General features: G+C 56.0%; 12 protein-coding genes. 8 read left to right on the forward strand and 4 right to left on the reverse strand.

The features are described 5' to 3' along the window. Positions 1 to 2 precede the first annotated feature (2 nt). The 5 genes from mrcB to fhuB all read left to right on the forward strand — a co-directional run bounded on the left by mrcB (position 3) and on the right by fhuB (position 8,593). Complete coding sequence (gene mrcB, locus AC6I8W_RS03855; RefSeq protein ID WP_497837055.1) at positions 3 to 2,504, forward strand: bifunctional glycosyl transferase/transpeptidase; 2,502 nt, start codon at positions 3 to 5, stop codon at positions 2,502 to 2,504. Between the two features lie 194 nt (positions 2,505 to 2,698). Further along, positions 2,699 to 4,894: a ferrichrome porin FhuA gene (fhuA, locus tag AC6I8W_RS03860; protein ID WP_497837056.1), complete on the forward strand. Its 2,196-nt coding sequence runs from the start codon at positions 2,699 to 2,701 to the stop codon at positions 4,892 to 4,894. A gap of 42 nt (positions 4,895 to 4,936) precedes the next feature. Further along, positions 4,937 to 5,731, forward strand: a complete 795-nt coding sequence (gene fhuC, locus AC6I8W_RS03865; RefSeq protein ID WP_480368447.1) for a Fe3+-hydroxamate ABC transporter ATP-binding protein FhuC — start codon at positions 4,937 to 4,939, stop codon at positions 5,729 to 5,731. Between the two features lie 7 nt (positions 5,732 to 5,738). Further along, positions 5,739 to 6,617, forward strand: coding sequence for a Fe(3+)-hydroxamate ABC transporter substrate-binding protein FhuD (gene fhuD / locus AC6I8W_RS03870; RefSeq protein WP_497837057.1), 879 nt, complete (start codon positions 5,739 to 5,741; stop codon positions 6,615 to 6,617). Then, positions 6,617 to 8,593 carry a Fe(3+)-hydroxamate ABC transporter permease FhuB gene (fhuB, locus tag AC6I8W_RS03875; protein ID WP_497837058.1) on the forward strand — a complete coding sequence of 659 codons (1,977 nt, stop codon included), beginning with the start codon at positions 6,617 to 6,619 and terminating at the stop codon, positions 8,591 to 8,593. Before fhuD ends, fhuB begins: the two co-directional genes overlap by 1 nt. A 56-nt stretch (positions 8,594 to 8,649) precedes the next feature. Here the strand turns inward: fhuB and hemL are convergent, their stop codons facing one another. Then, positions 8,650 to 9,930: a glutamate-1-semialdehyde 2,1-aminomutase gene (gene hemL / locus AC6I8W_RS03880; protein ID WP_497837059.1), complete on the reverse strand. Its 1,281-nt coding sequence runs from the start codon at positions 9,928 to 9,930 to the stop codon at positions 8,650 to 8,652. A 220-nt stretch (positions 9,931 to 10,150) separates the two neighbouring features. On the opposite strand from hemL, the gene erpA reads away from it, so the two are divergent. Next, positions 10,151 to 10,498 (forward strand): iron-sulfur cluster insertion protein ErpA, encoded by a 348-nt coding sequence (erpA, locus tag AC6I8W_RS03885; protein ID WP_013507930.1) that lies wholly within the window; start codon positions 10,151 to 10,153, stop codon positions 10,496 to 10,498. Between the two features lie 28 nt (positions 10,499 to 10,526). Here erpA and AC6I8W_RS03890 read toward each other — a convergent pair whose 3' ends face one another. The 3 genes from AC6I8W_RS03890 to mtnN all read right to left on the reverse strand — a co-directional run bounded on the left by AC6I8W_RS03890 (position 10,527) and on the right by mtnN (position 12,376). Beyond that, positions 10,527 to 10,766: a hypothetical protein gene (locus AC6I8W_RS03890; protein WP_497837060.1), complete on the reverse strand. Its 240-nt coding sequence runs from the start codon at positions 10,764 to 10,766 to the stop codon at positions 10,527 to 10,529. Positions 10,767 to 10,872: 106 nt separating this feature from the next. Further along, positions 10,873 to 11,685 (reverse strand): vitamin B12 ABC transporter substrate-binding protein BtuF, encoded by an 813-nt coding sequence (btuF, locus tag AC6I8W_RS03895; RefSeq protein WP_497837061.1) that lies wholly within the window; start codon positions 11,683 to 11,685, stop codon positions 10,873 to 10,875. Further along, complete coding sequence (mtnN, locus tag AC6I8W_RS03900) at positions 11,678 to 12,376, reverse strand: 5'-methylthioadenosine/S-adenosylhomocysteine nucleosidase (protein ID WP_497837062.1); 699 nt, start codon at positions 12,374 to 12,376, stop codon at positions 11,678 to 11,680. Before mtnN ends, btuF begins: the two co-directional genes overlap by 8 nt. Positions 12,377 to 12,475: 99 nt before the next feature. On the opposite strand from mtnN, the gene dgt reads away from it, so the two are divergent. Continuing rightward, the gene (dgt, locus tag AC6I8W_RS03905; RefSeq protein WP_497837063.1) at positions 12,476 to 13,969 is read left to right on the forward strand and encodes a dGTPase; all 1,494 of its coding nucleotides are present in this window, start codon (positions 12,476 to 12,478) and stop codon (positions 13,967 to 13,969) included. A gap of 137 nt (positions 13,970 to 14,106) precedes the next feature. Next, entirely contained in the window at positions 14,107 to 15,549 is a 1,443-nt protein-coding gene (degP, locus tag AC6I8W_RS03910; RefSeq protein WP_497837064.1) for a serine endoprotease DegP, read from the forward strand. Positions 15,550 to 15,618 lie beyond the last annotated feature (69 nt).

Below are 15,618 nucleotides of genomic sequence, written 5' to 3' on the forward strand. Positions count from 1 at the left end.
GCATGTCTGGGAATGATCGCGAACCGATTGGGCGCAAAGGAAAACAGCCCAAACCGCCGCGCAGCAGCGCGCGCCGGGGTCGCCGCAGGGAACTTGATGATGATATCGATCAGGACGATTTTGATGATGACGAGGAGAGTGAGCCAGTGCCACGTAAAGGTAAAGGAAAGCGCCCACCGCGCGCTAAACGTCGCTGGTTAGGCTGGTTCATCAAGCTATTTCTGGTGTTTGTAGTAGTGATGGCCGCCTGGGGTGTCTATCTCGACTCGGAAATCCGCAGCCGTATTGACGGTAAAGTGTGGCAACTGCCCGCTGCCGTCTATGGCCGCATGGTGAGCCTTGAACCGGGCATGGCGTATGACAAAAAAGAGATGATTGCGCTGCTGGAAGGCACGCAGTATCGCGAAGTGTCACGCATTACCCGCCCTGGTGAGTTCAGTGTTAAAGGCAACACCATCGACCTGCTGCGCCGTCCGTTTGACTTCCCGGACAGTAAAGAAGGGCAGATCCGTGCGCGCATGACGTTCAACGGCGACGAGCTTAGCGAGATTAAAAACCTCGAAACCGGCCGCGATTTTGGCTTCTTCCGCCTCGACCCGCGTTTAATTACCATGTTGCAGTCGCCAAACGGCGAGCAGCGCTTGTTCGTGCCACGTGCCGGTTTCCCGGACCTGCTGGTGGATACGTTGATTGCCACCGAGGACCGCCATTTCTACGAGCATGATGGCATCAGCCCGTACTCGATTGGTCGTGCGTTTCTCGCCAACATCACCGCCGGTAAAGCGGTGCAGGGCGGCAGTACCCTGACGCAGCAGCTGGTCAAAAACCTGTTCCTCACCAACGAGCGTTCGCTGTGGCGTAAAGCGCGTGAAGCCTATATGGCGGTGATCATGGATGCGCGCTACAGCAAAGACCGCATTCTGGAGCTGTACCTCAACGAGGTGTATCTCGGCCAGGCGGGTAACGATCAGATCCGCGGCTTCCCGCTGGCGAGTTTGTACTATTTTGGCCGCCCGGTGGATGAACTGAGCCTCGATCAGCAGGCGATGCTGGTGGGTATGGTGAAAGGTGCATCGCTGTATAACCCGTGGCGTAATCCACAACTGGCACTGGAGCGCCGCAATCTGGTGCTGCGTTTGCTGCAACAGCAGAAGATCATCGATGAAGATCTTTACAACATGCTGTCGGCGCGCCCATTGGGTGTGCAGCCGAAAGGGGGAGTGATTACCCCGCAGCCAGCCTTTATGCAGATGGTGCGCAACGAGTTGCAGGCGAAGCTCGGTGATAAAGTGAAAGATCTCTCCGGCGTGAAGATCTTCACCACGCTAGATCCGATTTCGCAGGATGCGGCGGAGAAAGCGGTTGAAGATGGCATTCCGACGCTGAAAAAACAGCGTGGCCTGAAAGATCTGGAAACCGCGATGGTGGTGGTTGACCGCTTCAGTGGTGAAGTGCGCGCGATGGTGGGCGGTTCTGATCCCCAGTTCGCCGGTTATAACCGTGCGTTGCAGGCGCGCCGCTCCATCGGCTCGCTGGCCAAACCGGCCACTTACCTGACCGCGTTAAGCCAGCCGAACAGCTATCGTCTGAATAGCTGGATTGCTGATGAACCGATCGCACTGAAACAGCCGAATGGCACGGTGTGGAAGCCGCTCAACGATGATCGTCGCTTTAGCGGTAAAGTGATGCTGGTCGATGCGCTGACCAACTCAATGAACGTGCCAACAGTGAACCTCGGTATGACGTTGGGGCTGAATTCGGTGGTTGACACCTGGGCTAAGCTCGGTGTGCCGAAAGACCAGCTGCATCCGGTGCCGGCCATGCTGCTCGGGGCGCTTAACCTGACACCGATTGAAGTGGCGCAGGCGTTCCAGTCCATCGCCAGTGGCGGTAACCGTGCCGAGCTGTCGGCGGTACGCTCGGTGATTGCCGAAGATGGCACCGTGCTGTACCAGAGTTTCCCGCAGGCGCAGCGTGTGGAACCGGCGCAGGCAGCCTATCTGACGCTGTACAGCATGCAGCAGGTGGCGGATCACGGCACGGCACGTGCGCTGGGCGCGCGTTTCCCGAATGCACATCTGGCGGGCAAAACCGGGACCACCAACGACCTGATCGACAGCTGGTTTGCCGGTATCGACGGCAAAGAAGTGGCGATCACCTGGGTGGGACGCGATAACAACCAGACCACCAAGCTGTACGGTGCCAGCGGTGCCATGCAGTTGTATCGCCGCTATCTGGATAACCAGGCTCCAATGCCGCTGGTGTTGACGCCGCCGGAAGATATCACTCAGATGAACATCGATTCGGCGGGTAACTTTGTCTGTGGCAGCGGCAGCAGTACCTGGCGCTCACTGCCGGTCTGGACGCTTGATCCGAACTCACTGTGCCAGCAACAGCAGCAGCAGGTTCAACAGCAGCAACAGTTGCAACAACAGCAGCAGGAAGAGCAGAAAGACAGCAACGGTGTGGCCGGCTGGATTAAAGAGATGTTCGGCAACAACTAAGTGGCTGAATCTTAAAAAAAGGGTGCTCCGGCACCCTTTTTTTATGTGCGAAAATGAGCGATCTTGCGGCAAACACACCGCCATCAGGCTTTAAATCTTGCGGATCTTGCAGAGTATCGCCTAAACTCCAACCGTCATAATAATCATTCTCGTTTACATTCGCCTCCGTCGACTACTTTCGAGAGATTCCTGATATGAGTGCGCGTTTATCCTCTGATGTTCAGCGCGGTACGTCTACCAAACGTCCGCTCGCGTTACTGATTTCCTTAACGTTTGGCACGCTCTGCGCGCAAGCGCTGGCTGAAGATACCGTAGTGGTCACCGCTGACGGTGATTCTGCGACACCTCAGGAGAGCGCATGGGGACCGGCCCCGACCATCGCTGCAAAGCGCAGTGCGACGGCCACCAAAACCGACACGCCTATTGAGAAAACTCCGCAGTCGGTTTCGGTGGTGACGCAGGAAGAGATGGCGATGCATAATGTCGAATCGGTGAAACGTGCATTCAGCTACACCCCAGGGATTACGGATAATCGTGGCAGTTCGGATGTGATCGATGCTTTTTCCATCCGTGGTTTTAGTGAAACCAACACTAACCAGTATCTTGATGGCCTGAAGTTGCAGGGCGATAACTACTCTGAGTTCGCTATCGACCCTTATTTCCTTGAGCGTGCGGAATTGCTGCGCGGCCCGGCGTCGGTGCTGTACGGCAAAAGCAACCCAGGTGGCGTGGTGTCACTGGTGAGTAAGCGTCCAACGGAAGAAACGCTGCGCGAAGTGCAGTTCCAGATGGGCACCGATAATCGCTTCTCTACCGGTTTTGATTTTGGTGGCGCGCTGGATGACAGTGGCGTGTATAGCTATCGTCTGACCGGCCTGGCGCGCAGCCAGGATGCACAACAGGAGATGAACAAAGAGAAGCGCTACACCATTGCGCCTTCCTTTAGCTGGCGTCCCGATGCCAATACCCGTTTCGACCTGTTGACCTACTTCCAGAACGAACCGGAAACCGGTTACTACGGCTGGCTGCCGCGTGAAGGTACCGTGGTGCCGATCACCCGTGCGGATGGCAGCCAGTTCAAACTGCCGACCAACTTTGATGAAGGTGAGCCGAGCAACAAGATTTCGCGCAACACCAAGATGGTGGGCTACAGCTTTGAGCACAGTTTCAACGATACCTGGACGGTACGTCAGAACCTGCGCTATGCCGATCTGCGCACTGATTATCTCAGCATCTATGGTAGCGGTTACGATCCCTCGACCGAGATGATTAACCGTGGGTATGCGCGTTCTAATGAGAAGCTCAATCAGTTTGCGGTAGACACACAGGCACAGGCGAAATTCCTTACCGGTGCTGTGGATCATACCCTGTTAATGGGCGTCGATTACCAGCGTACCCGTAACGATATTGATGCGGTGTTTGGTAGCGCCGCGCCGATTAGCCCGTTCAATCCGCAATACGGCAATGATGCGATGGTGGGCACGCCGTTCCCTTATCAGTACCTGAACCGCCAGGAGCAAACCGGTCTCTACACTCAGGATCAGATGGAGTGGAACCGCTGGGTGCTGACGCTGGGTGGCCGCTACGATTACGCCATGACCTCGGCACTGAACCGCGATGGCAACAGCGAAGAGAAAAACCACGATCAGGCGTTTACCTGGCGTGGGGGGCTGAACTACGTATTTGATAACGGCATCGCGCCATACTTCAGCTATAGCGAATCCTTTATCCCGACACCGGGCACCACCGCAGGCGGGCAGCCGTTCGATCCTTCGCGCGCCAAACAGTATGAAGCCGGGGTGAAATACGTACCGAAAGATCGTCCGATTGTTATCACCGCAGCGGTGTACCAGCTAACCAAAAGCAAGAACCTGACCGCCGATCCGAATAACCTCAACTTTAGCGTGCAGAGCGGTGAGATCCGTTCGCGTGGGGTGGAGCTGGAAGCCAAAGCCGCCCTGAGCGCCAATATCAACCTGACGGCGGGTTATAGCTATACCGACGCGGAATACACGGAAGATAATACGCTGCAAGGGAAAACCCCGGTCCAGGTGCCGAAACAAACCGCGTCGCTGTGGAGTGATTATACCTTCCACGAAACCGCACTTTCTGGTCTGACGCTGGGGGCCGGTGTGCGTTATACCGGTGCCAGCAAAGGGCTGTACAGCAGTGGCGATAACGTAAACCAAAACTTTGATGTGAAGGGCTATACCGTGATTGATGCCGCCGTGAAATATGATCTCGCACGTTTCGGCTTGCCGGGGTCATCACTGGGTATTAACGTCAACAACCTGTTTGATCGCGAGTATGTGGCCAGTTGCTACCGCGAATATGCCTGCTACTGGGGCAGCGATCGCCAGATTGTTGGTACAGCAACTTTCCGCTTCTGATAGAAAAGGGCGCGATTTGCGCCCATAACGCCAGGGATTACCATGCAGCATCCGCACCACGAAGAAACCACCTTTACGCTGGACAACGTCAGTTTTCGCGTGCCAGGACGCACGCTGCTTCATCCGCTTTCATTGACCTTCACGCCGGGCAAAGTGACAGCCTTGATTGGTCATAACGGTTCAGGCAAATCCACATTGCTGAAAATGCTGGGACGCCATCAGGCGGCCAGTGAGGGGCGCGTGTTATTGAACGGCGAAGCAGTGGAGCAGTGGGGCAGCAAGGATTTTGCCCGCCAGGTGGCGTATTTGCCGCAACAGTTACCGGCAGCAGAAGGGATGACGGTGCGCGAGCTGGTGGCAATTGGGCGTTATCCGTGGCACGGGGCGCTGGGGCGTTACGGTCAGGAAGATCGGGACCGCGTGGAGGAAGCGATTACGCTGGTCGGGCTGAAGCCTTTCGCCGGACGGCTGGTGGACAGCCTGTCGGGTGGGGAACGTCAGCGTGCCTGGCTGGCAATGCTGGTGGCACAAAACAGCCGCTGCCTGCTGCTGGACGAACCGACCTCAGCGCTGGATATTGCCCACCAGGTTGAGGTGCTGGCGTTAATTCAGCGTCTCAGCCAGGAGCGTGGCTTGACAGTGATTGCGGTGCTGCATGATATCAATATGGCGGCGCGTTATTGCGACCAGTTGGTGGCGCTGCGCGGTGGTGAAATGATTGCCGAAGGCGGGCCGGAGGTGATCATGCAGGCCGATGTGCTGGGCAGCATTTACGGTATCCCGATGGGCATTCTGCCTCATCCGCAAGGCGGCGCGCCCGTCAGTTTCGTTTACTGAGGCTCGCATGCTGGATATTTCTCGCCGTCGTCTGCTGGCGGCGCTGGCCTTGTCGCCGTTAATGAAACTTGCGCCGTTACACGCGGCGTTACCGGATACCCAGCGTATTCTGGCGCTGGAGTGGCTACCCACAGAACTGCTGATGGCGCTGGGTGTGGCACCGCTTGGCGTCGCGGATATGCATAACTATCGGGTGTGGGTGGGAGAGCCGGAACTGCCTGCCGCCACTATCGATCTGGGTTTGCGTACCGAACCCAATCTGGAGCTGATGACCCAGCTTAAGCCTTCGCTGATCCTGCACTCCAATGGCTATGGTCCTTCCCCTGAGACGTTGTCGCGCATCGCGCCAATCATGGGGTTTGATCTGAACAGTGGCGATGGCAAACCGTTAACGACCGCCAGAAAATCGCTACATGAATTGGGCGCTCGCATTGGTCGTGAAGCGCAGGCGGTACAGCATTTGCAGTACGTCGATGGCGTGCTGGCGGCGGCGCGAGAGCGGTTAAAACCCTGGGCGGGACAGCCGATTTTACTGATGTCGTTGCTGGACAGCCGTCATGCCATCACCTTCGGCAGAGGCAGCCTGTTCCTGGAAGTGATGGACAATCTTGGCTTGCAAAGCGCCTGGCAGGGTGAAACCAATTTCTGGGGCAGTGCGGTCATCGGGTTGGAGCGACTGGCGGCAGTGGGTGATGTGCCGGTGATCTGCTTCGACCATGATAATGAGTTGCAGATGCAGGAAGTGATGAGCACGGCGTTATGGCAGGCGCTGCCGTTTATCCGTGCCGGGCATTTTCAACGCGTGCCTGCCGTCTGGTATTACGGTGCCACGTACTCGGCACTGAAATTTGTGCGCGTGCTGGAACACGCGCTGGAGTCGCACTGATGCGCAATCGTCTGTTTTCCGTCGCGCTATTGAGTGCGTTGTTTTTGCTGGCGCTGGCCTTAACTCTGATCAATTTCCGCCAGGCCTTGCCGATGACGCAGTGGGCACAGGCGTTTGCCGCGCCGGACGTCAACAATATCCAACAGGTGGTGTTTCATCACAGCCTGTTGTCTCGCCTCGCGCTGGCATTGCTGGTTGGAGCAGGATTGGGTCTTGCTGGTTTGTTGTTTCAGCAGGTGCTGCGCAATCCGCTGGCAGAACCCACCACCCTGGGTGTTTCATCGGGTGCCCAGTTGGGCCTGACGGTCGCCACCTTGTGGCAATTGCCTGGCGGTGCGGTGACCCAGCAGTTCGCTGCGATGGGCGGCGCGGTGTTAGTCGGCATTTTAGTCTTCGGAGTTGCCTGGGGCAAACGGCTGTCGCCAGTGACCTTGATTCTCGCCGGGTTGGTGCTCAGCCTCTACGTCGGCGCGGTCAATCAAATCTTTGCCATCTTCAATCACGATCAGTTGCAAAATATGTTCCTGTGGAGCACCGGCGCGCTCAATCAACTGGATGGGCACAACGTCGCCTTGCTGTGGCCGCGTTTGTTGCTGGCTTTTGTGCTGGCCTTAGCGTTGCTGCGTCCGTTAACCCTGATGGGGCTGGATGATGGCGTCGCGAAAAACCTCGGACTGGCACTCTCGCTGGCGCGTGTGGCGGCCCTGGCGCTGGCGATTCTGCTCAGCGCGCAACTGGTCAATGTCGCCGGTATCATCGGTTTTATTGGCCTGTTCGCGCCACTACTGGCGAAGATGCTCGGTGGCCGTCGTTTAATCAGCCGGATGTTGCTGGCCCCGCTGATTGGAGCGTTGCTGCTGTGGCTGGCGGATCAATGCGTGTTGTGGCTGACCACCCACTGGCGCGAAGTTTCTACCGGTACGGCAACCGCGCTGATCGGCGTGCCGATTCTGCTCTGGCTGCTGCCGCGTCTGCGCACCGGTTCAGTACCGCCGCCATTGAACCAGGGCGATAAGGTGCCTGCTGAGCGCCAGTCGGTGCTGCGTTGGTGCCTGTTCGGCGTGGTGATTTTAGCGCTGCTGGGCCTGGTTGGTGTGACCTTTGGGCGTGATGCATACGGCTGGGCGTGGGTCAGCGGCGATATGCTGCATCAACTGTTGCCGTGGCGTGCACCGCGCGTGCTGGCGGCACTGGTGGTGGGGCTGATGCTTGGCGTAGCCGGGGCGTTGATTCAACGCTTAACCGGTAATCCGATGGCCAGCCCGGAAGTGTTGGGTATCAGTTCTGGTGCGGCCTGTGGCGTGGTGGTGATGCTGTTTTTCGTGCCCGGCAATGCGGTAGCCTGGTTGTTACCGGCAGGGGCGCTGGGGGCGGCGTTAACGCTGCTGATCATTATGCTGGTAGCCAGCCGTGGCGGTTTTTCACCGGAACGGATGTTATTGGCGGGAATGGCGCTGAACAGTGCCTTTGTGACGTTGCTGATGCTGCTGATGGCGAGTGGTGATCCGCGCATGGGCGGCTTACTCAGTTGGATCTCCGGTTCAACCTATAACATCAACATGCAGCAGGCGTGGCAAAGCGCGGTATGCGCGCTGGTGCTGGTGGCGTTGGCTCCGCTGGCGAGCCGCTGGTTAACGCTGCTGCCGTTGGGCAGTGCCACGGCGCGTTCGGCAGGGATGGCGTTGACGACTTCGCGCCTCGCCCTGCTGCTGCTGGCGGCCGCACTGACCGCTGCTGCCACCTTAACCATTGGACCGTTAAGCTTTGTCGGGTTGATGGCTCCGCATATCGTGCGCATGCTGGGCTTCCGCCGTGCGTTGCCACAGGTCATGATGGCTGGTCTGCTCGGCGCGGGGTTGATGGTGTTTGCCGACTGGTGCGGGCGGATGCTGGCCTTCCCGGATCAAATCCCGGCCGGGCTGATGGCCACCTTCTTTGGTGCGCCCTACTTTATCTGGCTGCTAAGGCGGGCGTAGCGGCGCGATTTATCGCGCCATGGGCAGATCAGGGCACCTTGCGGTGCCCTGATGCATTACAGCTGCGCGAAGCAGCGACGTGCGGCATCGACAGTGCGTTGAATATCTTCTTTACTGTGCGCCAGCGACATAAAGCCCGCTTCGAAGGCAGAAGGGGCCAGGTAGACGCCTTCCTGCAACATCAGATGGAAGAAACGCTTAAAGCGCTCGACATCGCACTTCGTCACGTCCTGATAGCAGGTCACGCGGTCGGCATCAGTAAAGAACAGGCCAAACATGCCGCCAACGTGGTTAATCACTAGCGGGATGCTTTCTGCTTTGGCCGCTGCCAACAAACCCTCAGCCAATTGGGTGGTCAGCTCGGTCAGTGTGGTATGCGTACCCGGCTGGGCAATTTGTGACAGGCAGGCAAAACCGGCAGCCATGGCAATCGGGTTGCCAGACAGCGTACCCGCCTGATAAACCGGGCCGATGGGTGCCAGCGCCTCCATCACTTCACGACGACCACCAAAGGCACCGACCGGCATACCGCCACCGATGATTTTGCCCAGGCAAGTCAGATCCGGCGTCACTTCGTAGTACGCCTGAGCACCACCGAGGGCGACACGGAAACCGGTCATCACTTCATCGATAATCAGCAGTGCGCCAAACTCATCACACAAGGCACGCAGGCCCGGCAGGAAGTCTGGCTGCGGTGGAATGCAGTTCATATTCCCTGCCACCGGCTCGACGATGATGCAGGCGATATCCTGGGGATACTCTTCAAACGCGCTGCGCACCGAGGCCAGATCGTTGTAGGTACAGGTCAGTGTATGTTTGGCGAAGTCTGCCGGGACACCCGGTGAGTTTGGCTGGCCGAGGGTCAGGGCGCCGGAACCGGCTTTCACCAGCAGGCAGTCGGCATGGCCGTGGTAGCAGCCTTCGAATTTGATGATTTTATCGCGATGGGTAAAACCACGCGCCAGACGAATCGCACTCATGGTGGCTTCGGTGCCGGAGTTGACCATGCGTACCATGTCCATGCTCGGCACCAGCTCGCACACCAGCTGAGCCATTTTGACTTCCATCTCGGTCGGCGCGCCAAAGCTCAGGCCGCGTGAGGCGGCTTCAATCACCGCGTTGCGAATGGCGGCATTGTTATGGCCCAACACCATTGGACCCCATGAGCCGACATAGTCGATATAGGCTTTGCCGTCGGCATCGTACAGGTAAGCGCCGTCGGCGCGTTCGATGAACAGCGGCACGCCACCCACACCGGTAAATGCACGTACCGGGGAGTTCACACCGCCAGGGATCAGGCGTTGCGCTTCGGCATACAGGTTTTCTGACTTACTCATTCTTCGGCTCCCGCTGTGTCTTAAAAAAACTTGCGCCATTCTACGGAAGATAGCGCAGAGGTGAAAGGTAGCCGGGCGCTAAAGCCGTCCCATCGCTATACTTTAATCCATCACATGCGGCACGCAGTGCGAAGGGCAGCACTTGATTGCACTGTGCGGCTGGCAGATAATAGTGTGATTGAGGTCGTTTTCTGACCTGGACGTTTACCCGGAGTAAAAGATGAGTGACGATGTAGCAGCACTGCCTTTGCAATTCACCGATGCAGCAGCGAAAAAAGTGAAAAATCTGATCGCGGATGAAGAAAATCCGGAGCTGAAATTGCGTGTTTACATCACCGGTGGTGGCTGTAGCGGCTTCCAGTACGGTTTCACTTTCGACGATCAAATGAATGACGGTGACATGACCATTGAAAAACAGGGCGTGGCGCTGGTGGTTGACCCGATGAGCCTGCAATACCTGGTGGGTGGTTCGGTTGATTACACCGAAGGACTGGAAGGCTCACGTTTCATCGTGACCAACCCTAACGCCAAAACCACCTGCGGTTGCGGTTCTTCCTTCAGTATCTGATTTCTCAGGCCGCCGTCCTGGCGGCCAGTTACCATTCTACCGTCACTAACTGCGATGTTTCCTTGCGCTCCAGTGTGCTCTGCGTGACGCGTGGCTGGGCGCTGATCTGGCGACCGCAATCAATAGCGGGTAGTGTTTGCGTATCGGGGCGTGAGATATCGCAGCGGGAGAAGATTGTCAGCGTGACGGCAATAGAGCCGGATGTCGTTGCCGCCCCGATGGGTGCGGCAAGCACAAGCCCTATGGCCAGTAGCAAAGCTCTGGTCATGGTTTTTTCCTGGTGTTTTTAAAATTGCGCTTTGCGCAAAAAGGGCACAGAGCATACGTGGCTGCCGTGCCTTGTTACTTGATTAACGACAATTTTTGTTGATTCTTTAATCAATTTTGGTGCTGATTTTCGCCGGATGGAGCGCCGCGCAGAGCTGCTGCGCCGCCAGTAACAGGCGAGGTCCCGGGCGGCTCAGCCAGTCATCATTGATGGCAATCACCGGCACCTGCAATTGCGGTTGCCAGAACTGCGCGATACTGGTGGCCTGGGGCGGCTTGCCGCCAATCACAATCGCCTGCGGATGACGTGCCAGCACTTGTTCACGGCTGACCTGCGGCCAGCTCACCGTGCTATCGGCAAAGATATTGCGGCCACCGCATAATTCAATCACTTCATTTTGCAGCGTATTGCGTGATGCAGTAAACAACGGTTGTTGCCCAAACTGCAAAAATATTCGCACCGGTTTTTGCTGCTGATACCGCTGTCGCAGCTGTTTTTCCTGCGCGCGTAATGCCTGAGCGGCATCCAGTGCCTGCTGCGGATGCGGACTCCAGCGTTGTAGATCCGCCAATGCATCGATCATCTGATCAAGGGTTTGGGGATCGATCCACTCCACCTTGATCCCCAGCCGTTGCAGTTGTTCGATCTGGCGCTGCGGATTACCACCGCGCCACGCCAGCACTACATCCGGTTTGAGCTGCACAATACGCTCGATCCTGATGCCTTGCCAGTTGGCGACCTGCTCCAGCGATGCAGCACTGGTGGGATAATCTGACCACGCGCTGACCGCCACTGGCGTGATACCGGCAGCGAACGCCAGCTCGGTCAGGTGCGGTGCTAAAGTGATAACGCGTGGCGCTGCGGCAAGCAGGCTGCTGCAAAACAGCAGCAGCCCGACAAGCCAGGCCGATTTAACCACGAGCCAGCTGTGCCAGCAGGTTTTCGACCATCAGGGAGGATTGTTTCGCCGCGACGCTGAGGAACTCGTCGAAGCTGAGATGCGATTCCTGGTCGGCGACGTCAGATATAGCGCGGACCACCACAAATGGCACCTTGAATTGATGGCAGACATGACCAATCGCGGTAGCTTCCATCTCTACGGCAATCGCCTGCGGGAAGGTGTTGCGAATACGCGCCAGCGGCTCCGCACCATTAATGAAAGCATCACCGCTCACCACCAGACCACGCACCGCGTTGAGATCCAGCTGTTTGATCACTTGCTCGGCCGCCGCGATCAGCGTGTCATCAGCAACGAACGCCGCCGGGCAACCGGCCATTTGACCAGGCTCATAACCGAAAGCGGTAACATCCGCATCGTGGTAACGCACTTCGTCGGATACCACGATATCGCCGACTTTCAGCGTTGAGGCCAGGCCACCAGCAGAACCGGTGTTGATCACCACATCCGGCTTGCACAGTTCCAACAGTAATGTGGTGCCGAGTGCCGCCGCGGTTTTACCAATGCCTGATTTCAGCAGAGCAACCTCAACGCCATTCAGCGTGCCAGTGTAAATTTCGCACCCGGCCAGCGTCAGCGTCTGACGGTTTTCAATCTTGTCACGCAGCAGGGTTACTTCCTGCTCCATCGCGCCAATAATGCCTGCTTTCATAAAAGAGTCTCGCTAATGTTGTAGATGTAAACCGCAAAAGTGAGGCATAGTCTATCATGGCTGTCAGAGGAAGAATTCACGAAAAAATAAGGGGTAATTATGGCGACGATCAATTTCAGGAAGAAGATCAGCTTCACCCGCCCCTATACCAGCCGTAAAGATCCCGAAGGGGAATACTTTATTACCCGCCATTTTGAGAGCGATCGTGGTCGTATCATTAATTCTGCCGCTATCCGCCGTCTGCAACAAAAAACCCAGGTTTTTCCGCTGGAACGTAATGCGGCAGTGCGTTCGCGCCTGACCCATTCTCTCGAAGTGCAACAAACCGGACGCTATATCGCGAAAGAAGTGTTGCAAACCCTGAAAACTCAGGGCGGCGGGCTGGAAAAATACGGTCTTGAGGAGCTGGAAGGTGCCTTTGAAAGCCTGATCGAGATGGCCTGTTTGCTGCACGATGTCGGCAACCCGCCCTTTGGCCACTTCGGTGAGGCCGCTATCAATGACTGGTTTGATGATAATTTACCGGCTGAGCTGGTGGATCCGCTGGTGGCTGGGGTAGAAAACGAGGTGCAGCGCGCCGATTTTGACCAGTTGAATGCAATGATTCGTCAGGATTTGTGCCACTTCGAAGGCAATGCGCAGGCGATTCGCATGGTCCATACCTTGCTCCAACTGAACCTCAGTTATGCTCAGGTGGCCTGTATTTTAAAATATACTGCCCCGGCTTGGTGGCAGGGCGATAAACCGGCTGAGTTCAGCGTATTAATGAAAAAGCCGGGATTTTATTTATCTGAAAGGGAATATGTCGCCGATCTGCGTGCGGCTACCAATATTCCTGAGCATCATCGCTATCCGCTCACCTGGATAATGGAAGCTGCGGACGATATTTCTTATTGTATTGCCGATCTCGATGATGCGGTAGAGAAAGATATTTTTAATGTCGACACATTGTACGATTATTTGCAGAAAGCCTGGGGGCCGATAAAACCCGGTGATGCTTTTAGTCGCACCATTGGTGAAGCGTGGAAAGAAGCTTGCCAGAAAAAATGGCGAACTAAGGGCGATCAATTTTTTATGGCGCTACGCGTTAACGTGCAGAACGTGTTAGTCAGTCATGCAGTACGGCGCTTTATCGATAACTTACCGGCTATTTTTACCGGTAATTTTAATCATGCTCTGCTGGAGGATGATGGTGAGGAAGGGCGTCTGTTGATGTTATTTAAGACGGTGGCACGTCAACAGGTGTTTAATCATCCGGAAGTCGAACAACTCGAATTGCAAGGTTATCGTGTCATTAAAGGGTTACTGGAAATTTATCAGTCATTAATGTTGCTGGATTATGAGCAGTTTACCACCCTGATGAAAGATGATTTCTTAGCCAAACATCCGATAGAAACCCGTTTGTTTCATAAGCTATCCAGTAAACATCGCAAAGCGTATCAGCTGAAAATGCGTACCTTAATCGTGGCACATAAATATGAGAACCTGCTATGGGAGCGCTATTATCGTTCGCGTCTGATTCAGGACTATATCAGCGGGATGACGGATCTTTATGCCTGGGATGAGTACCGTCGTTTGATGGCGGTAGAATAAGCGAAGTTTTGTAAAGACGAAGAATAATTTTTTACTTTTACCCAAAACTTTATCAGGAACTTCGTGCTTACAATTTAATCTCATCATCACGACCACAGCAATGGTCCGGACGTAAATCTTATATGAGACACAGATGAATGAAAAAAAGCACATTAATGTTAAGTGCACTGGCACTTAGTCTGGGCATGGCGTTAAGTCCTGTCAGCGTTTTCGCGGCGGAGACAGCTTCTTCCTCCAGCCAACAGCTGCCCAGCCTCGCACCGATGCTGGAAAAAGTGATGCCCTCCGTGGTGAGTATCAGCGTGGAAGGCAGTACCACAGTGAAGACGCCACGTATGCCGCAGCAATTCCAGCAGTTCTTTGGTGATAACTCACCGTTCTGCCAGGATGGTTCGCCGTTCCAAAGTTCACCGATGTGCCAGGGAGGTGGTGGCGGTGATAACAGCGGTGGCGGTGATAACACCCAGCAGGAGAAATTCCGCGCACTGGGTTCTGGTGTGGTGATCAACGCAGATAAAGGCTACGTGGTGACGAACAATCACGTGGTGGATAATGCGACCAAAATCCAGGTACAGCTGAGCGATGGTCGTCGTTATGATGCGAAAGTCATCGGTAAAGATCCGCAGTCTGATATTGCGCTGATCCAACTGAAAGATGCGAAAAACCTGACGGCGATTAAGATTGCCGATTCAGACAATCTGCGGGTTGGCGATTACACGGTGGCGATTGGTAACCCCTATGGCCTCGGCGAGACCGTCACCTCGGGTATCGTTTCAGCGCTGGGCCGCAGTGGCCTGAACGTTGAAAACTACGAAAACTTTATCCAGACCGATGCCGCGATCAACCGTGGTAACTCGGGTGGTGCGCTGGTGAACCTCAACGGTGAGCTGATCGGTATCAACACCGCGATTCTGGCACCGGACGGTGGCAATATCGGTATTGGTTTTGCCATCCCGAGTAATATGGTGAAAAACCTCAGTACGCAGATGGTCGAGTTTGGCCAGGTGAAACGTGGTGAGCTGGGGATTATGGGGACTGAGCTGAACTCCGAGCTGGCGAAAGCGATGAAAGTCGATGCGCAGCGCGGTGCCTTTGTCAGCCAGGTGCTGCCGAATTCAGCCGCCGCGAAAGCCGGTATCAAAGCCGGAGATGTGGTGGTATCGATGAACGGTAAACCGCTTACCAGTTTCGCGGCGTTGCGTGCCGAAGTCGGTTCGCTGCCAGTTGGCACCAAGTTGCAACTGGGTCTGCTGCGTGACGGCAAACCGGTGAGCGTCACCGTGGAGTTGCAGCAGAGCACCCAGGAAAAAGTGCAGTCCGCCACCATCTACACCGGCATTGAGGGTGCAGACCTGAGCAATGTCGACAGCAATAGCCAGAAAGGCGTGCGTGTCGATAGTGTTAAACCGGGCAGTGCCGCGGCGCGCATTGGCCTGAAAAAAGGCGATGTGATCCTCGGTGTGAACCAACAGGCGGTGGCGAATCTGGGCGAATTGCGCAAGATCCTCGACACCAAACCTTCGGTACTGGCGTTGAATGTGCAGCGCGGCGACAGCAGCCTGTACCTCCTGATGCAGTAATCTCTTGTAACCCAAGCAAAGGCGGACTTCGGTCCGCCTTTTTTATGCTCAAATCGTGCCGCCACAATC

This window comes from Pantoea sp. X-Soil-TKNS-1211 (genome assembly GCF_059730495.1).

Excerpts from the sequence above, each read along its gene's own strand:
- mrcB (WP_497837055.1), top strand. The coding sequence starts at position 3 with ATGTCTGGGAATGATCGCGAACCGATTGGGCGCAAAGGAAAACAGCCC.
- fhuA (WP_497837056.1), top strand. The coding sequence starts at position 2,699 with ATGAGTGCGCGTTTATCCTCTGATGTTCAGCGCGGTACGTCTACCAAA.
- fhuC (WP_480368447.1), top strand. The coding sequence starts at position 4,937 with ATGCAGCATCCGCACCACGAAGAAACCACCTTTACGCTGGACAACGTC.
- fhuD (WP_497837057.1), top strand. The coding sequence starts at position 5,739 with ATGCTGGATATTTCTCGCCGTCGTCTGCTGGCGGCGCTGGCCTTGTCG.
- fhuB (WP_497837058.1), top strand. The coding sequence starts at position 6,617 with ATGCGCAATCGTCTGTTTTCCGTCGCGCTATTGAGTGCGTTGTTTTTG.
- hemL (WP_497837059.1), bottom strand. The coding sequence starts at position 9,930 with ATGAGTAAGTCAGAAAACCTGTATGCCGAAGCGCAACGCCTGATCCCT.
- erpA (WP_013507930.1), top strand. The coding sequence starts at position 10,151 with ATGAGTGACGATGTAGCAGCACTGCCTTTGCAATTCACCGATGCAGCA.
- AC6I8W_RS03890 (WP_497837060.1), bottom strand. The coding sequence starts at position 10,766 with ATGACCAGAGCTTTGCTACTGGCCATAGGGCTTGTGCTTGCCGCACCC.
- mtnN (WP_497837062.1), bottom strand. The coding sequence starts at position 12,376 with ATGAAAGCAGGCATTATTGGCGCGATGGAGCAGGAAGTAACCCTGCTG.
- dgt (WP_497837063.1), top strand. The coding sequence starts at position 12,476 with ATGGCGACGATCAATTTCAGGAAGAAGATCAGCTTCACCCGCCCCTAT.
- degP (WP_497837064.1), top strand. The coding sequence starts at position 14,107 with ATGAAAAAAAGCACATTAATGTTAAGTGCACTGGCACTTAGTCTGGGC.